At 67.4% G+C, this 22688-nt stretch carries 23 protein-coding genes; 13 read left to right on the top strand and 10 right to left on the bottom strand.

What is annotated here, in order from left to right:
* Positions 1-5 precede the first annotated feature (5 nt).
* A complete protein-coding gene (locus tag B1790_RS21615) occupies positions 6-2057 on the top strand; it encodes an acetate--CoA ligase family protein (protein ID WP_233165252.1) in 2052 nt (683 codons plus the stop codon).
* Here the strand turns inward: B1790_RS21615 and B1790_RS21620 are convergent.
* Complete coding sequence (locus tag B1790_RS21620; RefSeq protein ID WP_233165253.1) at positions 1959-3149, bottom strand: ROK family transcriptional regulator; 1191 nt, start codon at positions 3147-3149, stop codon at positions 1959-1961. The two genes, B1790_RS21615 and B1790_RS21620, sit on opposite strands and share 99 nt — an antisense overlap.
* A gap of 103 nt (positions 3150-3252) precedes the next feature.
* Between B1790_RS21620 and xylA the strand changes: the two genes are divergently transcribed.
* The 4 genes from xylA (at position 3253) to B1790_RS21640 (ending at position 7719) form a co-directional block, all read left to right on the top strand.
* Positions 3253-4476, top strand: a complete 1224-nt coding sequence (gene xylA / locus B1790_RS21625) for a xylose isomerase (protein ID WP_079925309.1) — start codon at positions 3253-3255, stop codon at positions 4474-4476.
* Positions 4477-4560: 84 nt separating this feature from the next.
* Positions 4561-5643 (top strand): sugar ABC transporter substrate-binding protein, encoded by a 1083-nt coding sequence (locus tag B1790_RS21630; protein ID WP_079925310.1) that lies wholly within the window; start codon positions 4561-4563, stop codon positions 5641-5643.
* A 7-nt stretch (positions 5644-5650) separates the two neighbouring features.
* On the top strand, positions 5651-6427 hold the full coding sequence (locus tag B1790_RS21635; protein WP_079925311.1) for an ATP-binding cassette domain-containing protein: 777 nt from the start codon (positions 5651-5653) through the stop codon (positions 6425-6427).
* Positions 6428-6438: 11 nt separating this feature from the next.
* On the top strand, positions 6439-7719 hold the full coding sequence (locus B1790_RS21640) for a sugar ABC transporter permease (RefSeq protein ID WP_079925468.1): 1281 nt from the start codon (positions 6439-6441) through the stop codon (positions 7717-7719).
* 10 nt (positions 7720-7729) lie between these two features.
* Here the strand turns inward: B1790_RS21640 and B1790_RS21645 are convergent, their stop codons facing one another.
* The gene (locus tag B1790_RS21645) at positions 7730-8065 is read right to left on the bottom strand and encodes a cupin domain-containing protein (protein ID WP_233165254.1); all 336 of its coding nucleotides are present in this window, start codon (positions 8063-8065) and stop codon (positions 7730-7732) included.
* Positions 8062-9264, bottom strand: coding sequence for an FAD-binding oxidoreductase (locus B1790_RS21650; protein ID WP_079925312.1), 1203 nt, complete (start codon positions 9262-9264; stop codon positions 8062-8064). The genes B1790_RS21645 and B1790_RS21650 overlap by 4 nt, the downstream gene beginning before the upstream one ends.
* A 52-nt stretch (positions 9265-9316) precedes the next feature.
* On the opposite strand from B1790_RS21650, the gene B1790_RS21655 reads away from it, so the two are divergent.
* Complete coding sequence (locus B1790_RS21655; RefSeq protein WP_079925313.1) at positions 9317-10516, top strand: acyl-CoA dehydrogenase family protein; 1200 nt, start codon at positions 9317-9319, stop codon at positions 10514-10516.
* On the opposite strand, the gene B1790_RS21660 is transcribed toward B1790_RS21655, so the two are convergent.
* The 5 genes from B1790_RS21660 to B1790_RS21680 are packed head-to-tail and all read right to left on the bottom strand — an operon-like array spanning position 10489 to position 14452.
* Positions 10489-10746, bottom strand: a complete 258-nt coding sequence (locus B1790_RS21660; RefSeq protein ID WP_079925470.1) for a hypothetical protein — start codon at positions 10744-10746, stop codon at positions 10489-10491. The genes B1790_RS21655 and B1790_RS21660 overlap by 28 nt on opposite strands.
* A 13-nt stretch (positions 10747-10759) precedes the next feature.
* Entirely contained in the window at positions 10760-12109 is a 1350-nt protein-coding gene (locus B1790_RS21665; protein ID WP_079925314.1) for a uracil-xanthine permease family protein, read from the bottom strand.
* A gap of 57 nt (positions 12110-12166) precedes the next feature.
* A complete protein-coding gene (locus B1790_RS21670) occupies positions 12167-13027 on the bottom strand; it encodes an LLM class F420-dependent oxidoreductase (protein WP_079925315.1) in 861 nt (286 codons plus the stop codon).
* Positions 13028-13046: 19 nt separating this feature from the next.
* A complete protein-coding gene (locus tag B1790_RS21675; protein WP_079925316.1) occupies positions 13047-13481 on the bottom strand; it encodes a MarR family winged helix-turn-helix transcriptional regulator in 435 nt (144 codons plus the stop codon).
* 32 nt (positions 13482-13513) lie between these two features.
* On the bottom strand, positions 13514-14452 hold the full coding sequence (locus B1790_RS21680; RefSeq protein WP_079925471.1) for a LysR family transcriptional regulator: 939 nt from the start codon (positions 14450-14452) through the stop codon (positions 13514-13516).
* A 190-nt stretch (positions 14453-14642) separates the two neighbouring features.
* Between B1790_RS21680 and B1790_RS21685 the strand changes: the two genes are divergently transcribed.
* From B1790_RS21685 to modA, 4 genes are all read left to right on the top strand, one after another.
* Complete coding sequence (locus tag B1790_RS21685) at positions 14643-15815, top strand: NAD-dependent formate dehydrogenase (protein WP_079925317.1); 1173 nt, start codon at positions 14643-14645, stop codon at positions 15813-15815.
* A gap of 79 nt (positions 15816-15894) precedes the next feature.
* Complete coding sequence (cynS, locus tag B1790_RS21690; RefSeq protein WP_079925318.1) at positions 15895-16347, top strand: cyanase; 453 nt, start codon at positions 15895-15897, stop codon at positions 16345-16347.
* Between the two features lie 147 nt (positions 16348-16494).
* On the top strand, positions 16495-16899 hold the full coding sequence (locus tag B1790_RS21695; protein WP_079925319.1) for a molybdopterin-binding protein: 405 nt from the start codon (positions 16495-16497) through the stop codon (positions 16897-16899).
* Positions 16896-17666 (top strand): molybdate ABC transporter substrate-binding protein, encoded by a 771-nt coding sequence (gene modA, locus B1790_RS21700; protein WP_079925320.1) that lies wholly within the window; start codon positions 16896-16898, stop codon positions 17664-17666. Before B1790_RS21695 ends, modA begins: the two co-directional genes overlap by 4 nt.
* Positions 17667-17711: 45 nt before the next feature.
* Here the strand turns inward: modA and B1790_RS21705 are convergent, their stop codons facing one another.
* Positions 17712-18482 (bottom strand): SDR family NAD(P)-dependent oxidoreductase, encoded by a 771-nt coding sequence (locus B1790_RS21705; RefSeq protein ID WP_079925321.1) that lies wholly within the window; start codon positions 18480-18482, stop codon positions 17712-17714.
* Positions 18483-18499: 17 nt separating this feature from the next.
* Positions 18500-19333, bottom strand: a complete 834-nt coding sequence (locus B1790_RS21710; RefSeq protein WP_079925322.1) for a sugar phosphate isomerase/epimerase — start codon at positions 19331-19333, stop codon at positions 18500-18502.
* Positions 19334-19531: 198 nt separating this feature from the next.
* Between B1790_RS21710 and B1790_RS21715 the strand changes: the two genes are divergently transcribed.
* From B1790_RS21715 to B1790_RS21725, 3 genes are read left to right on the top strand one after another with little or no spacing between them, the layout of a single operon-like run.
* On the top strand, positions 19532-20866 hold the full coding sequence (locus B1790_RS21715; RefSeq protein ID WP_079925323.1) for an MFS transporter: 1335 nt from the start codon (positions 19532-19534) through the stop codon (positions 20864-20866).
* Positions 20866-21708 carry a transketolase gene (locus B1790_RS21720; protein WP_079925324.1) on the top strand — a complete coding sequence of 281 codons (843 nt, stop codon included), beginning with the start codon at positions 20866-20868 and terminating at the stop codon, positions 21706-21708. The genes B1790_RS21715 and B1790_RS21720 overlap by 1 nt, the downstream gene beginning before the upstream one ends.
* On the top strand, positions 21705-22688 hold the full coding sequence (locus B1790_RS21725) for a transketolase family protein (protein WP_079925325.1): 984 nt from the start codon (positions 21705-21707) through the stop codon (positions 22686-22688). Before B1790_RS21720 ends, B1790_RS21725 begins: the two co-directional genes overlap by 4 nt.

Here is a 22688-nt window from a genome sequence, read left to right on the forward strand (position 1 = left end):
ATCCGGTGGGGGAGCAGCGCCGCGCGGCGGTGGCCGCCATGCTCGGGGCCCGATCGGTCGCGATCGTCGGTGCCAGTGCGCGCCCCGACAGCTTCGGCGCCCGGATGATCGTCGAGGCGCAGCGCAGTTCGGCGCGGATGCACCTGGTCAACCCCCGCTACGACCGGATCGGCGACGTGCCGTGCGCGGCGTCGCTTGCCGAGCTCGACGAGCCCGTCGACCTGGTGTTGCTCGGCGTGCCAGACGGTGCGCTGGTCGAGCAGGTGGCCGCCGCCGCGGACGCGGGTGCCCGGTCCGCCGTCGTGTTCGGCGCCGCGCTCGGGGTCCGCGACAAGGTGGCGGCCGTCGCCTCGCAGGCCGGGATGGCGCTGTGCGGTGCGGGATGCATGGGCTTCGTCAACAACGCAATCGGTCTTCGCGCGCTCGGATACCTCGAACCCGAGGACCTACCGGCGGGCGGGGTCAGCCTCGTCACCCATTCCGGGTCGGCCTTCTCGACGCTGTTGCGGGCCCGTCGCGGGTTCGGGTTCCGGCTCGCCGTCTCCTCGGGTCAGGAAATCGTCACCACCACAGCAGATTACGTCGACTACGCGTTGGACGATCCTGGCACCGACGTGCTTGCGCTGCTGCTCGAAAGCCCACGCGAGGTGCCCCGGCTACGACGGGCCTTGCGCCGCGCCCATGACGGGGGCATCCCCACCGTGGTGCTCCCGGTCGGCGGTTCCCCGACCGGTCAGGCGATGGTCGCCGCCCACTCGGGAGCGCTGGCCGGTGGTGACGCTGCCTGGCAGGCCTTCTGTGACGACGTCGGAGCCCTCCGGGTGCGGGACATGGCCGAGTTCGCCGACACCGTCGAGATGTTCAGCATGCGTCGGCGGACCAGGTCCGGGGGTCGGGTGGCGACCGTGCACGACTCCGGTGCCGAACGAGCCATGATCGCCGACCTCGCACACGAGGTCGGCGTCGAGTTCGCCCAATTGTCTCCGAAGTCCCTGACGGCCATCGCGGATCTCCTCGACGACGGGCTGATCGCCACCAATCCGCTCGACGTGTGGGGCACCGGCGCCGACACCAGGTCGCTGTTCCGGGCTTGTCTGCACGTCATGACCCAGGATCCCGCGGTCGCCGTCACCGCGTTGGCCGTCGACCTGGTTCCCGAATTCGACGGCGACACGGCCTATCCGGATGCGGTGCTCGACGTGGCAGCGGAGACCGACGCCCCGCTGGCCGTGCTGACCTCACTGCCCGGCGCCGTCGACCGCGATGCGGCGACCCGGTTGCGCGACAACGGGATACCCGTGCTGGAGGGTTTCCGCAGCGGGGTGGTGGCGTTGGGTCACCTGGCCAGGTGGCCGCTGCGCTTGGAGTCCGGTGCGGCGGCCGTCGACCGCGACCGGCGGCGACGATGGCAGGCGCGGCTGGACCACTGGGACCCTGCGCTGGGATTCGAGTTGCTCGCCGACTACGGCATACCGGTCGCCCGGCCGATCGTCGCGAACACCCTCGACCAGGCCCTCGCCGCCGCCGAGGCGACCGGCTGTCCCGTCGTCATGAAAACCGTTGCGGCCGAGCACAAGAGCGACGTCGGCGGGGTTGCGCTCAACCTGGTCGACGCCACCGCGGTTCGGGCGGCATACGCGGATCTGGCCCAGCGTTTGGGCCCGTCGGTGACGGTGCAACCGATGGTGCCCGGCGGCGTCGAGGTGTCGGTGGGCGTGGTACGGGACGCCACGTTTGGCCCGCTAGTCGTGGTCGCCGCAGGCGGCACGCTGGTGGAGCTTCTGGCCGACCGCGTGTTGGCGTGCCCGCCGGTGTCCCACGGTGGCGCGCTGCGGATGTTGGACGCGCTGCGCATCCGGCGCCTGCTGGACGGCTGGCGTGGTGCACCCGCAACCGACGTCGACGCATTGGCCGAAGCGATCGTCGGCTTCTCGCAGCTGGCAAGCGAACTCGGCGATTCACTCGAGGCTGTCGAGGCCAACCCGCTGATCGCCTCGGACTCCGGCGTGGTCGCCGTCGACGCGTTGGTGGTACAGCGCGGCGGGGTTGGCCAGTAGCGGCGCGAAGGCGAGCTCCGCGGCACCGATCATCAGGGTGTCCGCGTCGAGGCTTGCCGGAACGATCCGCAGCATCTCCGCGGGTGCGCGGAAACTGTGTCGCGCGATGGCCTCGTCGAGGGCGGTGGCCGCCACCGATGGGAAGACTCGCAGGAAGCCGCCGAGCACCACCAGGCCGGGGTTGAGCAGGTTGACGACGTTGCCGAGTGCGATGCCGAGGTAGTGCGCCTGGCGTTCGATCGTGCTGGCCCGCACGCTCGAATCCTTCTCGAAGGTCTGTGACTGGCTGACCTCGGTCTCCAAACATCCCGTTGCCCCGCAATGACATTGCTTCGCACCGCCGACGAAGGTGTGGCCGAGCTCGCCGGCGTAGCCCGCCGCACCGTCGAACAGTTGCCCGGCGACCACGACGCCGGCGCCGATGCCGCCCGCGCCTCCGTTGACGTACACCATGTGTTCGGCGTTGGCGTGCTGGCCGAAGATGTGCTCCGCGATGGCACCAAGATTCGCGTCGTTGGCCGCGAACGTTGGCAGACCCGTTGCCGCGCACATCATCTCGCCGATCCGAGCATCATGCCAGTCGAGGTGCGGGGCCAGTCGGATGGTGGATCCGGCCGCGTGCACCAGGCCGGGCACCGCGACGCCGACGGCGGTCACGGTGCAGTCCGGCTCGAGCCGACTCCGCAACCGGTCGATCATGTCGGCCGCGAGGTCGACGGTCTGCTCGGCGGTGAGGACGCCGGGGGTGGCCCGTTTGTTCACCTCGATGACGTTCCCGCCGAGGGTGACCAGGCCGACGGTCAGCGAGTCGACTTCCGGGTTGACGGCGATGGCCAGCATGCTCGGGTGTGGCCGCACGACGGGGCTTGGCCTGCCGACTTGGGTTGAGGCGGCGGGTCGGGTCTCCTCGATCAGGCGATGTTCGGCCAGTTCCTCGACGAGGTCCTTGACCGTCGACCGGGACAGCCCGGTTCTGCGGGTCAGCTCGGCTCGGCTCATTCCGCGGTGGCGATGGACCAAGGTCAGCACACCGGACAGGTTGCGCCTGCGTACGTCATCGGTGCTGGTCCCGATCCTTGCGGCGCGATTCACGACGTTCCTCCCCTCGACGATCTCCCCGTTGACAGTGGCGTGGAACACACTATAAGTTCGGCGACTGAACAAATCTACAGTCTGATTCAACCAGGAGGCGGAGATGTCCGTAGCCCAGTCCAGTGTCTCGCTCGCCGACGGCGTCACGCCTCAGCCGTCGGACAAGTTCTCCTTCGGATTGTGGACCGTGGGGTGGACCGCATCCGATCCGTTCGGCGTCGACACCCGCCCCGCGGTCGACGCGGTCGAGGCGGTCGAGCGGCTCGCCGAGCTGGGCGCCTACGGGCTTACCTTTCACGACGACGACCTGTTCCCCTTCGGCTCGTCGGACGGCGAGCGTCGACGGGCGATCGACCGGCTGGTGTCGGCGCTGAAGTCCACCGGCATGGTGGTGCCGATGGTGACCACGAACCTATTCTCCCAGCCCGTGTTCAAGGATGGCGGTTTCACCAGCAACGACCGCTCGGTGCGGCGCTTCGCGCTGCGCAAGGTCCTTCGGAACATCGACCTGGCGGCCGAACTGGGCGCCGAGACCTTCGTGATCTGGGGTGGGCGCGAGGGCAGCGAGTACGACAGTGCCAAGGACGTTCAGGCCGCCTTCGAACGCTACCGCGAATCGTTGAACCTGTTGTGCGAGTACGTCCTCGACAACGACTACCAGCTGCGCTTCGCGATCGAGCCCAAGCCCAACGAGCCGAGGGGCGACATCCTGCTGCCGACGGTTGGCCACGCGCTGGCGTTCATCGAGACGCTGGACCACTCCGAGATCGTCGGCGTCAATCCCGAGACCGGTCACGAACAGATGGCCGGCCTGAACTTCGTCCACGGCATCAGCCAGGCGCTGGACGCCGGCAAGCTGTTCCACATCGACCTCAACGGTCAGCGCGGCATCAAGTTCGACCAGGACTTGGTGTTCGGCCACGGCGACCTGGCCAACGCGTTCGCCCTGGTCGACCTGCTGGAGAACGGCGGCCCCGACGGCGGCCCGAGCTACCTCGGGCCGCGCCACTTCGACTACAAGCCAAGCCGTACCGAGGACGGGGACGGTGTGTGGTTCTCGGCGGCGGCCAACATGCGGATGTACCTGTTGCTCAAGCAGCGTGCCGCCGCCTTCCGGGCTGATCCGGAGGTTGCCGAGGCCATGGAGTTGGCTCAGGTCGCCGAGTTGCGGCGGCCCACCCTCGACGCCGGCGAAACCTACCGCGACCTGCTGACCGACCGGTCGGCAATGGAGGACTTCGACGCCGAATCATATTTCGGAGCAAAGGGATTCGGCTTCGTCCGGCTCAACCAACTGGCCATCGAGCATCTGCTGGGCGCGCGCTGAGGCTGGCGTACGCCAATCCCTAGACGTGATGCACGTCACGCTATATGTTGTCGTCAAGAACAAATCGAGAATGGGGAGCAATCCATGAACCGAGTGCCATCAATGGTGTGTGCCGTGCTCGCCGTCGCCGGACTGGCCCTTTCGGGCTGCAGCAGCAGCGGAAGCGGCGGAAGCGGCGGCGGCGGTGAAGCCAAGTCCGAGGGCAAGATCGGCGTGATCCTGCCCGACACCAAGTCCTCGGTCCGGTGGGAGTCCAAGGACCGGCCGGCCCTCGAGGAGGCCTTCAAGGCTGCTGGCGTGCCGTACACCATTCAGAACGCCGAGGGGTCGACGGACAGCATGGCCACCATCGCCGACGGCATGATCGCCGACGGTGTCACCGTGTTGGCAATCGTGAACCTCGACTCCGACAGCGGTGCGGCGATCCAGCAGAAGGCGGCCAGCCAAGGCGTCAAGACCATCGACTACGACCGGCTCACCCTTGGCGGATCGGCCGACGTCTACGTCTCGTTCGACAACAACACCGTCGGTCAACTCCAGGGCCAGGGTCTGGTCGACTGCCTGGCGGGCAAGCCGTCGAACGTGGTGTTCCTCAACGGTTCTCCCACCGACAACAACGCGACCCTCTTCACCGCCGGAGCTCACTCGGTGGTCGACAAGACCCCGAGCGTCAAGATCGTCGGCGAGCAGTCGGTGCCGGATTGGGACAACGACAAGGCCGTCACCATCTTCGAGCAGATGTACACCGCCGCCGACGGCAGGATCGACGGCGTGTACGCAGCCAACGACGGCCTCGCCGGATCGGTGATTTCGATCCTCGAGAAGAACGGTCGCGCGGGGCAGGTGCCGGTCACCGGTCAGGACGCCACCGTCGAGGGTCTGCAGAACGTGCTCGCCGGCACCCAGTGCATGACGGTCTACAAGTCCGCGAAGGAAGAAGCGGGCGCGCTGGCCAAGGCCGCCATCGCGCTGGCGAAGGGCGAGTCGGTCACCGCATCGGGAACCTCGCGCGACGACAAGGGAAATCGCGAAGTTCCCTCCGTGCTGCTGACCCCGAAGGCGATCACCAAGGACAACGTCGACGTCGTGATCAGCGACGGCGGCCAGTCCAAGGACGAGGTCTGTGCCGGGCAGTTCGCCGCGATGTGCAGCGCAGCGGGGCTCTGATCGACTGATGACCGCGCCCATCCTCGAACTGCGGGGAGTCAACAAGAGCTTCGGCATGGTGCACGTGCTTCGTGACGTCGACTTCGCCGTCCGGCCCGGCGAAGTGACGGCGCTCGTCGGAGACAACGGCGCAGGCAAGTCGACGTTGGTGAAGGCGATCGCCGGAATCCATCCGATCGACAGCGGCGAGTACCTGTTCGAGGGTGAGCGCGTCACGGTGCATGGCCCCAATGACGTTGCCGCCCTTGGCGTCGAGGTGGTCTACCAGGATCTGGCCCTGTGCGAGAACTTGGACATCGTGTCGAACATGTTCCTCGGTCGCGAAATCCGGCAACGGGGGATGCTCGACGAGGCCCGGATGGAGACGATGGCACGCCAAGCGCTGGCGTCGCTGTCGGTGAAGACGGTCAAATCCGTGCGCCAGACCGTCTCCAGCCTGTCCGGCGGCCAACGCCAGACCGTCGCGATCGCCAAGTGCGTGCTGTGGAACTCGAAGGTGGTGCTGCTGGACGAACCGACGGCAGCACTTGGGGTGGCGCAGACACGTCAGGTCATCGATCTGGTGCGGCGTCTTGCCGATCAGGGGCTCGGCGTCGTGCTGATTTCCCACAACATGATGGACGTCTTCGAGGTGGCCGACCGGATCTGCGCGCTCTACCTGGGGCGGGTGGCGGCCGAGGTCAAGACCGCCGAGGTCACCCGCGGGCAGGTCGTCGAGCTGATCACCGCCGGGCACTCCGGCAGCCTCGGGCTGGCCCCCGCCGACGCCGCCCAGTCGACGTGAAGGAACGCGACATGACAACCACCAACTCGCCGACAGCCAAGGCCGAGCTCGACGACACGGCCTTCGCGGCCGACAGTCACTCGGACGCCACGTTCGCCGACGCGGCCCGCGGCTACCTGCGCAGGGTGCGCGGCGGCGACATGGGTTCGCTGCCCGCCATTCTCGGACTAGTCGTGCTCTTCGTCGTGTTCGGTTTGGCCAACGACCGGTTCCTCTCCGCTCTCAACCTGGCCAACCTGGTGACCCAGGCCGGCTCCATCTGCGTGCTCGCCATGGGCCTGGTCTTCGTGCTGCTGCTCGGCGACATCGACCTGTCGGCGGGGGTGGCGGGCGGTGTGTCGGCCTGTGTGATGGCGCTGACGATGACCGGGCAAGGCTGGCCGTGGTGGGCCGGCGTGGTGGGGGGCGTGCTCTGCGGCGCGTTCATCGGGCTACTGATCGGGCTGCTCCGCGCCAAGCTGGGAATTCCGTCGTTCGTGGTGACACTGGCGTTCTTCCTTGGGTTGCAAGGCGTCACGCTCAAGCTGATCGGTGAGGGCGGCTCGGTCCGGGTGGACGACCCGGTCATCCGCGGCATCACCATCGCCAATCTGCCGGTGGCCATCGGATGGGCCTGCGCGCTGCTGATCGTCGTCGCCTTCGCCGGCTTCGAGTTGCTCAAGCACCGCAACAAGGTCGCGGCCGGATTGCACCACGCCCCACTGGGAGTCGTGATCGCGCGCATCGTCGGCGTGGCCGCGGTGACGCTGGGCGTGACCTTCCTGCTGAGCCTCAACCGCAGCGTCAACCCGCGAGTCGAGATCCGCGGCATCCCCTACGTCCTGCCGTTGGTCGTGGTGCTGCTCATCGGCCTCACGTTCGTGCTCACGCGCACCCGCTACGGCCGACACCTCTACGCCGTCGGCGGCAGCGCCGAGGCGGCGCGTCGGGCCGGCATCAACGTCGACCGGATCCGGATTTCGGTGTTCGTGATCGGCTCGTCTCTCGCGGCCGTCAGCGGCATCATCGCCGCGTCCTACGGTGGCAAGGTGTCGGCGTCCTCTGGCGCGGGCAACGTCCTGCTGTACGCCGTCGGTGCGGCCGTCATCGGCGGCACCAGCCTCTTCGGTGGCAAGGGTCGCGCGGTTGACGCAGTGATCGGCGGCGTGGTGGTCGCCACCATCGCCAACGGCCTTGGCCTGCTGAACCAGTCGTCCTACATCAACTTCCTGGTGACCGGCGGTGTTCTGCTGCTCGCCGCCAGCGTCGACGCGATCTCACGCCGCCGACGGTCGGCCACGGGCCTGAGTTGACCGGGGTCGCTCAGAAGATCGAGTAGACCTTTCGGACGGTCTCGTGGATGTCCCACGTGCCCGTCCAGCCCTTCGGGAACACCGCGACGTCACCGACGCCGATCTCGGAGGCCTCGCCGCCGTCCGGGGTGACCGTCATCCGGCCTGCCACCAGGTAGATCACCTCGTGCGTCGCCAGCGTCCACCGGGACGGGCCGGGGGCGCACTGCCAGATGCCCGCCGACGAGTCGCCGTCCGCCCAGACCTCGAGTCCGCTGGTGGCCATCGGAGCTCCGGTGGCCTCGTCGAGGGGTCCCCAATCCTCGAGCTCGGCGTCGGCGGCGTTGGGCAGCATGCTGGTGATCATCGGGAGGCCCTCTCGGGGAACGGTAGTGAAATCGGTTCGGGGGCAACCCGACTGTTGCCGTCGGCGTCGAAGCGGTCGAGGCCTAGGTCGGTGAGGTCGAGCCAGTCGCAGCGGCCCGTGGTCGTCAGATCGGCCGCCACCTGCGAGACGGCGGGACCCCACATCATGCCGTGGCCCGCCGCACTGGCCACGACGGTGCCGTCGACCGGGCCGTCGTCGGTGAGCAGCGGGCCGAGGATTGGGAGGTGGTCGGGGGTGTAGTCGATGGTCGCCGCCCACGAGCGCCTGAGCCCGAGGCCCCTGACCGCGGGGAAGAGGTGTTCCATGCGCGTCAGCGCCGTGCGGTAGTACGCCGTGTCGAAGTCGACCGCGGTGCCCGGCGCCTCGTCGGGGTTGCTCATGCCCCACAGGACGCCGCCGGCTTCACCTGGGCGCCAATAGATTCCAGAGGTGACGTCGAAGACCATCGGAAGTTCGTGCACGTCGACGCCGGGCGGCGCGGCGGTGACGACGACCTGGTGACGTGCGCCGCCGGCGTGGATCCTGCCGCCCGCCGTGGTGCCGACCGCGGCGAGCTTGGGTCCGCCGGTCAGCACGACGCGGTCGGTGTCGATCGGGCCGTCAGCCGTGTCGACGCCGACCACCCGGCCTCCCTTGGTGCGCAGACCGGTGAACGCGCAGTGCTCGCGGACGTCGACGCCGTGCGCGACCAGGGCGGCGGTGTAGGCGAGTACGTTGCGGGGCGCGTCGATGTAACCGTCTCCTGGGGCGTAGGACGCGCCCATCGTCACGCCGGGTGCGAGGCCCGTCGGGCGGGCGTCGAGGTCGTCGCTGCCGAGCCATTCCACGGTGAGGCCGAGGCTCTGCTGTAGCGCGATACGGGAATGCGCCTGCTGCACTTCGGCTTCGGTGAACGCCGGCATGAGGTAGCCCTGCGCGACGAAGCCGCAGTCGAGCGGAAAGCGGTCACCGCTGGCGGTGTAGAACTCCTGGGCGCGGAGGCCGAGCTTGATCGCGGGTTCGGTGCCGCCCTGGGCGCGGACCATGCCCGCGGCGCGGCTGCTTGCTCCGTCGCCGAGCGTGGCCGCCTCGAGAAGGACGACGTTGGCGACGCCTGATTCGGCAAGAAGCACCGCCGTCCAGGCGCCGACCGTCCCGCCACCGACGACCACCACGTCGGCACGAGTGGAACTAGTCATAGCACTGAACGCTGACATAGACTGAACGCTCAGTCAAGCGCGAGGAGCATGGATGTACGGGCTATCCGAGGCTGATCGACTCGTCCAGGACGCGGCGCGCGGATTCGTCGACTCGCTGATACCACTCGAGCTCGAAGCCGAGCTGGCCGGCGGCCTGCTCCCGAAGGAGGTGACTTCCGAACACCATTCCCGGGCAATCGAATTGGGCCTCTTCGCCACCAACATGCCGGCGTCGGTCGGCGGTCGGGGCTGCTCCGCGCTGCAGCAGGTGCTGGTGCAGGAACAGTGCGGGCGGGCAACCAACGGGCTCGGCTGGGTGATGGCGACTCCGCCGCAGTGGTGGGTCGACGTCGCCACCGATTACCAGCGGGACAGGTGGCTGCTGCCCGCCGTGCGCGGCGAGAAGCACGAGGCCTATGCCATCACCGAGGAGTTCGCCGGCTCGGACGTCTCCGCGCTGACGACCACCGCACGCCGGGACGGCGACGAGTACGTGGTCGACGGTGTCAAGTGGCACGTCACGTCCTACAACCTGGCCGACTACTGCTTCGTGCAGGCGGTGCTCGTCGGAGGGGAGTTCGAGGGCGAGCACGTGCTGCTGGTGGTGGACCTACCGTGGCCGGGTGTGGAAGTGGTTCGTAGTCCGCACTATTCGCACCACATTGCCGACGAGCATCCGATCGTCGCGTTCACCGGTGTACGGGTGCCGGTGGCGAATCTCGTCGGCGCCGAGGGGGAGGGGATGACCTTCACCCAGGACTGGTTTCGGTTCGAACGGCTGATGGTCGCGGCGAGGTGCGTCGGTGCGGCGCAGCGGCTAATCGACGACGTGACGGCGTTCGCGAAGGAGCGAGTGGTCGACGGCAAACCGCTCGGCGAGCATCAACTGGTGGCGGGCATGCTGGCCGACTGCGCCACCGAGCTCTTCGCCGCGCGCACGATGCTCTACGAGGTGGCCCGCTCGATCGACGGCGGCGCCGACCGAAAGACGTTGCATGCGCAGGCATCCATGGCGAAGTTGTACTGCTCGGAGATGGCGGGCCGGGTGGCCGACCGCAGCGTGCAAATCTTCGGTGGCCGTGGCTACATGCGCGAGAACGTCGCCGAGCGGATGTACCGCGAGCTCCGCGTCGAGCGGATCTGGGAGGGCGCCAGTGAGATTCAGCGCCTCATCGTGGCCCGTCAGCTGATGAACCGGGGTCCGTCAGCGGTGTTGGAGGGGCGTCAGCAGGGGGCGCCAGGCGGCGTGTAGTACGGCACTCCCTCGACGGTGTAGCAGGGGACCTCGCCCCAGACGTACGGGGTGGCCTGCGATGCGATCGCGACCCGCGTCACGTCGCCCGCGATGTTGGTGCACCCACCGACCGCCACGTGCCGGCCACCGGCGCCCGCGCAGATGTCGGCCTGAGCCGCCGGCGCGATCGCGAACGGCAGAGCCCCCATCGCCGCTGACGTCAACAGCACTGCTGCAAGCTTCTTCATGTCGTGCATCCCCTCATTTGGCCGACTCGCCGTCATTGTCGCCCACGTCAACGCCAGAGGTCGGGGATTCGCCGTTTCCGTCATCAAGATCACTCTTGGCCAGGTCGCCTTCCCGTGCGGCCGACCGGAAGCCCAGCAGCCGCATGCCGTGATAAATCACCAGCGCGGCGATGGAGCCAAGCGAGATGCCGGTGAAGATCAACGAGCCTGCCTGCCAGGTGAAGTCGGCAATGCCGATGACCAGCGGGATCGCGGCCGTCATCTGGTTGACGGGCAGGCTGAAGTCGACGTGGTTGGTCAGCCAGATGCGGACGCCGAGAATCCCGACCAGCCCGTAGAGCACGATTGTCGCGCCGCCCAGCACGCCGGGTGGGATCGCCGAGATGGCCGCACCGACCTTGGGGCACATGGCCAGCACGATGGCGACCGCGGCGGCGACCCAGTAGGCCGCCGTCGAATAGACCCTGGTCGCAGCCATCACGCCGATGTTCTCGGCGTAGGTCGTAGTGGCCGATCCGCCGCCGAAGCCCGCGAGTGTCGTGGCCACGCCGTCGGCCGCGATGGCCCGACCCATGACCGGGTCGGTGTCGGTGCCCGTCATCTGGCCGACCGACTTGACGTGGCCGATGTTCTCGGCGACCAGCGCGATCACCGCGGGCAGGAACAGCGGTAGCACCGAGAGGCTGAACGATGGCGACTGGAACTCGGGAAGCCCGATCCAGGGTGCGGCCGCGATCGCGGAGGTGTCGACGTCGCCGAGCGCGAGCGCCAAGAGGTAGCCGATGACGACCGCCAGGAAGATCGCGAGTCGGCCGATGATGCCGCGGAAGAACGCCAGGATCGCGACGAGCAGGACGAGGGTGACGATCCCGACGACCGGGCCCTTCTCGAAGTTCGCCTTGGCTGCGGGGGCGAGGTTGAAGCCGATCAGCGCCACGATGGCGCCCGTCACCACCGGGGGGAGCGTCGCGTCGAGCCAGCCGGTGCCGACGACGTGCACGATCGCGCCGATGAGGATCAGCAGCAGGCCCACCGCGATCAGGCCGCCGAGCGCACTTCCGGTGCCGTTGGACGCCACCGCCGCGGTGACGGGGGCGATGACCGAGAAGCTCGAGCCAAGATAGCTGGGGAGTCGATTGCCGGTGATCAGCAGGAAGAGCACCGTGCCGATACCGGAGAACAGCAGCGTGGTGGCCGGCGGGAAGCCCGTCAGCACGGGCACCAGGAACGTCGCGCCGAACATCGCGACGACGTGCTGGGCGCCGATGCCGATGGTGCGCGGCCAGCTCAGTCGCTCGTCCGGGGCGACGACGTGTGCGTCGGCGGGAACGGGTTTCCAGGACATCTTCTCTCTGGCTGACATCACGGTTCCCGACTACACACCATTGCAGCCCATCGCGCGACTCTTCCCCGGGACTCCTCAACCGGGCAGTCGAGGGATGACCTCGTCTCCAAGGCGCTTGACCCAGCCCGCCGGGTCGGGGTTGCCGGGCAACGGTCCGGTCCACATCGTCTGGAAGCCCAGGGCGGCGTACCGGTCGAGCGTGCGGAGATAGCCGTCGACGTCGGAGAACGGATCCTCGAAGAATCCGGCGGTCAGCCGGATCTCGGCGATGTCGCGCCCGACCGCGTCGCAGTGCCCGCGCAGCACGTCGAGCTTGTGGGGGAGTTCCTCGAGCGTCGACGACGCGTTCCACACGTCTGCGTACTGCGCGACCATGCGCAGTGTCTTCTTCTCGCCGGAGCCGCCGATGAGGATCGGGGGCCGACGGATCGGCTGCGGTTGGCAGATGGTCTCCGCCAGCTGGTAGTGCGTGCCCTCGTAGGCTCCGTCGTCGTCGCTCCACATCTGCTGGACGATCTGCAGCGTCTCCTCGAGCATCTCGAACCGATCCTTGAGCGGCGGGTAGGGGATGCCCAGCGCGTGATGCTCGCGCTCGTACCAGGCCGCCCCGATGCCGAACATCGAACGGCCGGAGCTCAATACGTCCAGGGTCGTCATGGTCTTGGCCAGCACGCCCGGATGGCGGTAGGTGACGCCGGTGACCAGCATCGCCAGCGTGATGCGTTCGGTCAGCGCGGCGAGGTAGCCCATGGTCGTGTAGCCCTCGAGGAAGGGATCCTGGGCGCGACCGACGTTCTCCATCTGGAAGAAGTGGTCGGCGAGGGTGAAGGTGTCGACTCCACCATCCTCGGCGGCCGTGACGGTCGCGGCGAGTGTGGGTGCCAGCCGCTCGGGTGCGCCGGGCAGGAAGTCGATGTAGTGAACGGCCAATTTCATTGTGTGTCAGTACTCTCCGCTAGTCGGTGAGCCGGGACAGAAGCGTCAGCGCCTCATTGATGACGCGGCGTTCCGGTTCGGTGTAGCGGTCCTGCAAGGCACGCACCAGCCATTCGTTGCGAACCTTGCGGTCGTTCTCCCCGTGCCTACGCCCGAGGGCGGTGAGGTCGACGAGTTGACGGCGCCCGTCCTCGGGATCTGGTGTGCGCGCGATCATTCCGTGGCGGTCCAGGCCGGCGAGCGTGGTGGCCATGGACTGCGGGCGCACGCGTTCCGCGCCGGCCAGCTGGCTGGTCGACGCGGGACCGTCCTTGACGAGGCGGATCAGGACCGCGGTCTGGGACGGGGTGAGGTCGTCGGCCGTCGCGACTTCCAGCAGTCGCCTGCGCAACCTGCCGAACAGCACGCGCAGATCCTGCGCTGCCACAACTGCCGACTCGCTGACCCGTTCCATTTCAACAGCCTAAACTGCACAGTTGAAACTGTCTACCTTGGCAGCCAGCCGTCGAGGGCGTCCCGCAGAACGCCGGCGAAGTCCACGCCGGTCGCCGCCGTCACCAGTGCTTGGGCCACTATGGATTTGGGTTCGCGGTCGAGGACGATCAGACCGACCGCGGGGCCGTTCCCGGTTCGCGCCATGGGGCGAACCGTCAGCCCGCGCGGCACGCCGAACGCGTACAGCCAGGTGTGAGAGGCCACCGTCGCGAGTTGCCGTCCAGCCAGGTGGGCGAACAAGGCTCCGACCGTGTCGGCTTCGACGGTGGGACGAAAGCGTGCGCCGTCGGCCGCCATGTTGGCGTCGATGATCCGACGGTTCCGCATGGCCGGTGTCAGTGCGCACAGCCGGAGCTTGGCGGCCTGTGACCACCGCACTTCGTCCTGTGCCATGATTGGGTCGTCGGCTGGCGCGAGCAGGACGAATCGTTCGCGGTAAAGTTCGAAACGCTCTGTGCCAGGCGGTGTTTCGCTGTCAATATAGGTGAGTCCGGCGTCGATCTCGAATTCCGCGAGGCGCACTGCGATCTCCCGCGACGAGAGCGCTTCGATGCGCACCGAGGCCGCGGGGTTGTCGTGGAGGAAGCGATCGGTGAGGAGCGGACTGGCGGGCACCGACGTCGGAACCGCACCGACCCGCGCCATGGCGCTCAATCGTCCCTGCATGCGTTCCACGTCGGCAAGTAGTTCGTCACGCTCAGCCAGGATTCGGTGCGCCCACGTCACGACCCTGCTGCCCTCTTCGGTGAAGCCCTCGAACCGATGTCCGCGTCGGACGATGACGACACCCAGCTCGCTTTCCAAACGCCTGATCGCCACCGACAACGTCGGCTGACTGACGTTGCACGAGAGGGCAGCGCGGCCGAAGTGTCTGTCTCTTGCCAAGGCGACCAGGTATTCCAGTTGCTGGATGAGCACGTCACCGTGCATGGCCACACCCCCCGTCGTCATCTCGATAGTTTCGAACTATCGAAGCATGTCAGATCGCAAAGAAGAATCCCTTGTCCGCCATCGGACGACGGCGCTACGGTCGAATTCGTCGACGACCAGCACCGTCCGCAGCCTGATCAGATGCGGGTGCACATGTCCAACTCCGCCTCGATGAGAGAAGAAGACCACCATGGCCAAGATTCTGTGCGTTCTCTACGACGATCCCGTGACCGGCTACCCGAAGACCTACGCACGCGACGGCCTGCCGAAACTCGAGCGGTACCCCGACGGGCAGACCCTGCCCACCCCGTCGGCGATCGACTTCACCCCGGGTGAGTTGCTCGGCAGCGTCTCCGGCGAGCTCGGATTGCGCACGTATCTGGAGGGCCTTGGCCACGAATTGATAGTCACCTCCGACAAGGACGGCGACGGATCGGTCTTCGACCAGCACCTGCCCGATGCTGAGATCGTCATCTCGCAGCCATTCTTTCCCGCGTACTTGACCGCCGAACGAATCGCCAAGGCGCCCAACCTCAAACTGGCCGTCACCGCTGGAATCGGTTCGGACCACGTTGATCTCGACGCCGCGATCGAGGCGGGAGTCACGGTCGCCGAGGTGACCTTCTGCAACAGCATCAGCGTGGCCGAGCACGTCGTGATGATGATTCTGTCGCAGGTTCGCAACTACCTGCCGTCGCACCAGCAGGTGCTCGACGGTGGCTGGAACATCGCCGATTGCGTGGAACGTTCCTACGACTTGGAGGGCATGCAGGTCGGCACGGTGGCGGCCGGGCGCATCGGGCTGGCCGTCATGCGCAGGCTCGCACCCTTCGACGTGGGTCTGCACTACTACGACAAGCACCGCCTGCCGTCAGAGGTCGAGGCCGAACTGAACCTGACGCATCACGAGTCGGTTCAGGAGATGGTGCCGCATCTCGACGTCGTGACGATCAACGCGCCGCTGCACCCGGAGACGAGGGGACTGTTCGACGACGACCTGCTCTCGACGATGAAGCGTGGCGCATACCTGATCAACACCGCCCGTGCTCTCATCGTCGACCGCGACGCCGTGGTTCGCGCCTTGGAGAGTGGGCAACTCGCCGGATACGCCGGCGACGTGTGGTATCCACAGCCCGCGCCGGCAGACCACCCGTGGCGCACGATGCCGTATCACGGCATGACACCGCATATTTCGGGCTCGTCGTTGTCGGCTCAGACCCGCTACGCCGCCGGTACCCGGGAGATCTTGGAGAGCTACTTCGAGGGATCGCCCATCAGGGACGAGTATCTAATCGTCGACGGAGGCGCGCTGGCCGGCACCGGGGCACGCTCCTACACCGCCACCGCCACCGTAAGTAGCTAGCAACCAGAACGCTGCGTGCCCGGTTCGTCGACGGCGACGGACCGGGTGCGCCGTGCGTCCCACCGATCCAGGAGTACCCATGTCTCGCAACGGAATCGACAAGGTCGCCGCCGGACGGATCGTCGACGAAGCACGCTTGGCGAAGGGCCTGAGCTGGCGTGACATCGCAGAACGCATCGACAAACCCCTCGTCTGGACGGTTGCCGCTCTGCTCGGCAAGCACCCGGTCCCGCGAGAATCGGCCGAACTCGTCGCCGAGACCCTCGACCTCGCCCCCGACGTCAGTGCTGCCCTTCAGCGCCAGCCCTACCGGATCGCCGACGCCGGATTGGCCACCGACCCCACCGTGTACCGCTTCCACGAAGCGATCGACGTATACGGGCAAGCCCTGAAGGAACTGATCCACGAAGAGTTCGGCGACGGCATCATGAGTGCGATCAACTTCAACGTAGACTTCGCCAAACACGAAGATCCGCAGGGTGATCGGGTCGTCGTCACCTTCAGCGGGAAGTACCTGCCCTACCAGTGGTGACCGAACTGCCGTTCTTCTACGGCTGAACGTTTCTAATCGACGGCGAGCCGCCGCTGCGGGGACGTTGACGCGCTATGTCCGCAAGATTGCAATTATTCGGCTATTTTAGCCGCATACGCGGAATCTAACGGATGGAGGTGATGCGCCGTGCAGGCGATTCGGATCAGAGATGCGGCCATCCTGCTCGGAGTCAGTGACGACACGGTGCGCCGCTGGATCGACGGCGGCAGCCTCGCCGCCCACAAGGACGACGCTGGTCGCAAGGTGATCGCCGGTGACGTGCTGGCCGCGTTCGCCCGTGATCATGCAACGCCTCCACCTGATCCGCTCGGCGCATCGAGTTCCGCCCGCAATCGGTTCGTCGGCTTGGTCACGAAGGTGACGGTGGATCACGTGATGGCCGAGGTGCAGATGCAGTGCGGACCGTTCACCGTCGTCTCGCTGATGAGCAGTTCATCGGCTACCGAACTTGGCCTGGAGCCGGGTGTCGTCGCGGTGGCCGTCGTCAAGGCGACAACCGTGATCGTCGAAACAGCAGGAGGAGCCTCGTGAAATCGGTTCTGGGCGTCGCTGCGGCCGCACTAAGCGCCGCGACTCTGGTCGCTGGCTGCGCGTCGTCGCAGACCGACACCCCCGCGTCGTCGACCAAGGACATCACGGTGTTCGCCGCGGCGTCGCTGAAGTCGACGTTCACCGAGCTGGGGGAACAGTTCGAGAAGGACAACAGTGGCACGCACGTCGCGTTCAGCTTCGCGGGTTCCTCCGATCTCGTCACCCAGTTGACCCAGGGAGCTCCCGCGGACGTGTTCGCGTCCGCTGATCAGAAGAACATGACGAAGGCGACGGATGCGGGCATCGTCTCGGGCCGGCCGGTCGACTTCGCCAGCAATACGCTGACGATCGTCACGCCTCCGGGAAACCCCAAGGGCATCAAAACCTTTGCCGACCTGGCCAAGCCGGGAACTCAAGTGGTGTTGTGTGCGCCGCAGGTTCCGTGCGGTTCCGCGACCGAGAAGGTCGAGAAGGCGACCGGGGTAGCGCTGGCGCCGGTCAGTGAGGAATCCGCCGTTACCGACGTGCTTGGAAAGATCACCTCCGGCCAAGCCGACGCGGGACTGGTGTACGTCACCGACGCCGCCGGAGCCGGGGACAAGGTCACATCGGTTCCGTTTCCGGAGTCGAGCGGCGCCGTGAACACCTACCCGATTGCTCTGCTGAAGGACACGAAGAACACCGCCACCGCGCAGAAGTTCATCGATCTGGTAACCGGGCCGGAGGGGCAAAAGGTGCTCGGCGCCGCAGGTTTCGCTGCACCGTGACGGCCGGGCGACCCGATGCCCGCCTAGTCGCTCGGAACCTGCGGTTCAGTGAATGTGACTGCCGCCGTTGATGTCCACGGTGGTACCGGTCAGGTAGCTGGCGTCCTCGCTCGACAGGAAGGTGATCACGGCGGCCACCTCCTCGGTGGTGGCGGTGCGGCCGACCGGGATGCCTGCGGCCAGGGCCGCCTCGGATTCGTCGGTGGCGCCGACCCGGATGTTGGTGTCGACCGCTCCGGGGGTGACGGCGTTGACGGTGACGCCGGTGTCGGCGATCTCGCGGGCCAGCGACTTGGTGAAGCCGAGGATGGCGGCCTTGGCCGACGAGTAGGGCACCTTGCCGAACACGCCGCCGCCGCGCTGTGCCGACACCGACGACATGTTGACGATGCGTCCCCAGCCGTTGTCGATCATGGCGGGCAGGAAGGCCTTCGTGACCAGGTAGGTACCGGTGGCGTTGACCGCCATGACCTTGTTCCAGATGTCGAGGGTGGTCTCGAGGAACGGTACGGGGCTGGTGATGCCTGCGATGTTGGCGAGCGCGCCGACGGGTGGCAGGTTGCCCGATGCGACCTCCGCGGCGACCGCGGCCTCGGCGGTCGTCACCGACTCCTCGGAGGTGACGTCGACGGCGTGTCCGAAGGCGGGCACGGCGAACTGGTTGCCGATGTCCGCGGCGACCTTGGCGGACTGCTCGCCGTCCAGGTCCAGGATGACGACGGCCCAGCCCTCGCGGGCGTACCGCTGGGCGAGGGTCATGCCGATGCCGCGGTCGGAGGTCGCTCCGGTGACGACGGCGGTACGGGTGGTTGCCATGGGTAGTGCCTTTCGATCTAGATGAGGTTGCTGATGACGTCGCCGGCCTTGGCGGCGGCCTCGGGTCGTTGGTCGTCGGTGATGTCGCGGGTCTCGAGTTCGAGTGCGTAGTGGCCGCCGTAGCCGGCGGTGGTGAGTTCCTTTATCCCGCGGGCGAAGTCGACGTGGCCGTTGCCGACCGAGACGTTGATGTTGCCGGGGGTGGCGTCGCGGATGTGGACGTGTGCGATGCGGGATCCGAAGCGGGCGACGAAGTCGACCGGATCTCCGCCGGAGGCGACGACGTGGCTGAAGTCCATCACGATGCCGACGTCGTCACCGAGGCGGTCGGCGAGCAGCTGTGCGCGCTCGGTGTTCCAGCACAGCCGGTGGAGATGCAGTGACTCCGTCCACAATTCGACACCGTGGGCGGCCGCGACGGCCGCCGCCGCGGAGAGCTCGTCGGCCACCAGGGTGACGTCGGCTTCGAGCGTCGTGATCGGGGTGTGGTCGAGCGCCCCGCACGGGAGGACCAGCGCCCGCGCACCGATGGCCGCCGCCAGGCTCGACAGCATCTCGAGGTGCGCTCGGCGATCCGAACGACGCCCACCCCTCAGGGGCGCGTTCAGATCGCCGACGTCTCCGTTGACCGAGCGCACGCGCAGGCCGGACGCCACCACGGTTCTGGCCACGTCGGCCACCGCATCGGCGTCGAGCACGAACGGAACGTGGTCGCACACCCCGGGCAGCGCCCCGAGGTCGATCTCGGCGAAGCCCAGCGAGGCGATCGTCTCGAGCGCGTTGGCCAGTGGCTGGTGCCGAAAGCTGATCGTCGAGCACCCCAGACGGGCGGCGAAGCGGGTGTTCGGCACGGCATACCTCGGAACGGTCGGAGATGTGATGGCAGCCACTTTAGGCAGTCAACTGTTAACAGTCAACCCTTAAACGGTGATTTGTGTCGACTGTTGACAATGAATGTGCGCGCGGTCACACTGGGTGACGCAACGGACTGTTGACCGTCAACAGTGACCGTGATTGCCCTGGTGGGACTGACTTGAAAGGATGAGCCCATGAGCGATGACGCTCTGGAGATGCGGGGTCCGGTGCGCGGCACCAAGGACGCCAGACGGGTCGCGATCGGTTCCGGCGTCGGCGCCGTCATCGAGACCTACGACTTCATCGGGTTCGGCACCGCCGCCGCCCTGTACTTCGGCACGGCCTTCTTCCCGGGCGCCAGCCCAGTGGCGGGCACCCTGGCGGCGTTCGCCACACTCGGCGTTGGTTTCGCAGCGCGGCCGCTCGGCGGCATCATCGGCGGCCACCTCGGCGACAAGGTCGGCCGCAAGCCGGTTCTGGTGGCGTCGCTCATCCTGATGGGTGTGGCCACCTTCGCCATCGGTCTGCTGCCCACCTACGAATCGGTCGGCATCGTCGCACCGATCCTGCTGGTCACCGTCCGCATCATCCAGGGCTTGGCGTTCGGCGCCGAGTGGGGCGGCGCGATCCTCATGAGCTACGAGCACGCCCCCTGGAAGCAGAAGGGCCGCTACACCGGCATCGTGCAGGCCGGCTTCCCCGTCGGACTGCTGCTGGCCAACCTGGTCTTCCTCGTCAGCGTCCACCTCGACGGCGACTGGGCGTGGCGGGTGCCGTTCCTGTCCAGCATCTTCCTGGTCATCGTCGGCCTGATCATCCGGGCCAAGGTGCCCGAGTCGCCCGTCTTCGAAGACGTCAAGGACAAGGGCGACATCGTGAAGTCGCCGATCGTCGAGGTCGTCAAGACCGACTGGCGAAACATCGTGCGCGGCATCGGCCTTCGCATCGCGGAGACCGCCGGCTACGCGGTGTCCATTACCTACATGATCTCCTACCTCAAGGGTGCGCAGCTGGCGACCAAGACCGAGACGCTGCTGGCGCTGTGCGTTGCCTCCGCACTCGGCATCGTCGCGACGATGGCCTGGGCCAGGCTCACCGACAAGATCGGCAGGCGGCCGGTTTACTTGTGGGTCACCGCCTTTGGCATCCCGTTCGGAGTCATCATGTTCATGCTGGTGAACACCGGCCTGATGATCCTGATCGTCGCAACCTTCGTGATCGCCTACGGGGTGTGCCAGAACGCCCTGGCAGGCGCTCAGGGCGCCTGGTTCCCAGAGCTGTTCAACGCCAACACCCGCGCCTCGGGAGCCTCACTGGCATACCAGATCTCGGCCATGGTCTCCGGCTTCACGCCGTTCATCACCACCCTGCTCTTCGAGTGGATCGGCTGGATGGGCCCGGCGCTGCTGTTCAGCGGCTACATGGCCATCGGGCTGGTGGCGGCCGTCACGACGCGGGAGACGTGGGGTCCGCGCGAGCGTCGGCTCGCCGACAAGGCCACCGACGAGTCGCACGAGCTGGCCGCCTGATGCGCCGTCAGACCGTCGAAGCGGCCGCCTACCGGGCCAGGCATCACGCCCTCGACATGGGGGAGGCGCAGGGGCAGGGTTACGTCGGGCAGGCCCTCGGCGCCGCCGACATGTTCGCCTGCGTCTACGCCGACCAGCTCCGGTACCGCGCCGACGACCCGCACTGGGCCGAGCGGGACCGATTCCTGCTGTCGACCGGCCACTACGCGATCGGGCTGTATGCCGCGCTCGCCGAGGCCGGCATCGTCGGCGTCGCCGAGCTCGACACCTACGGCAGTGACGACTCCAGGCTGCCGATGTCCGGAATGGCAAGCTACACACCGGGAATGGAGATCTCCGGCGGATCGCTCGGGCACGGGCTCACCGTCGCGGTCGGGATGGCCCTCGGACTGCGTCATCAGGGGTCGACGTCGCGGGTGGTCAACTTCCTCTCCGACGGCGAGCTCGACGAGGGCTCCACGTGGGAGGCGGCAATGGGCGCCAGCCATCACCGACTCGGCCACCTGATCGCCATGGTCGACGTCAACGCGCTGCAGGCCGACGGCCCCACCGCCGGCGTGCTGCGTACCGAACCCATCGGCGACAAGTGGACCGCCTGCGGGTGGTTCGCCCAACGCGTCGACGGCAACGACGTCGGGGCGCTGCTCGACGCCTTCGACGCGGTCGCGGAACGGTCGGCGCCGATCGGCCAGCCCGCAGTCATCGTGTGCGACACCAAGGTTGGCCGCGGAGTGCCGCTGCTGGAAGACAGGGAGAAGGCGCACTTCATGCGCATCGACGCCGACGAGTGGCAGATCTGCCGTGAGCAGTTGACCCTCGGCTACGAAGGAGTACCCGCATGACAGCTCAAGCGCCGCTGCGCACCTCGGCGATGATCGCCTCGTTTGCCGACCCCGGCCAACGCACCACCTCGGCGCCGTTCGGGCATGCCCTGGTCGCCGCGGCCCGCGCCGACGAGCGCATCGTCGGGATGACGGCCGACCTTGGCAAGTACACCGACATGCACGTCTTCGCCCAAGCGATGCCGGACCGCTACTTCCAGATGGGCATGGCCGAGCAACTGCTGTTCGGCGCTGCCGCGGGAATGGCGGAGACGGGGCTGATTCCGTTCGCGTCGACCTACTCGGTATTCGCCACCCGACGGGCGTACGACTTCATCTGCCTCGACATCGCCGAGCCAGGGCTGAACGTCAACGTGATTGGAGGCCTGCCTGGGCTCACCACGGGGTACGGGCCGTCGCACCAGGCCACCGAGGACATGGCGATCTTCCGCGGCATCCCTGGGCTGACGATCGTCGACCCCTGCGACTCGGTGGACATCGAGCAGGCAGTGCCCCAGCTCGCGGAGACCCCGGGGCCGACCTACCTGCGGCTGCTGCGCGGCCACGTGCCCACGGTGCTCGACGAGTACGACTACACCTTCGAACTCGGCAAGGCCAAGGTGGTGCGTCCGGGAACCGACGTGGTCTTCGTCTCCAGCGGGCTGATGACGATGCGGGCGCTGCTCGCCGCCGAGGAACTCGCTGCCCACCGCGTCGACGCCGCGGTGGTGCACACGCCGACCATCAAGCCCTTCGACGAGGAGACGGTGCTGCGCGAGATCGACACCGACCGCCTCGCCGTGACGCTGGAGAACCACACCGTCGTCGGCGGCTTGTTCGAGACGGTGGCGTCGGCCGTGGTGCGCCGTGGGCTGGGCAAGCAGGTCACGCCCATCGCGCTGCCCGACGAGTTCCTCGCCGCGGGTGCGCTGCCCACCCTGCACGACCGATACGGACTGTCGACGCGTCGGATCGTCGCCTCGGTACTGGACCGGCTGTAG

It is taken from the genome of Mycobacterium sp. AT1 (assembly GCF_002043095.1).
Lineage (GTDB): Bacteria > Actinomycetota > Actinomycetes > Mycobacteriales > Mycobacteriaceae > Mycobacterium.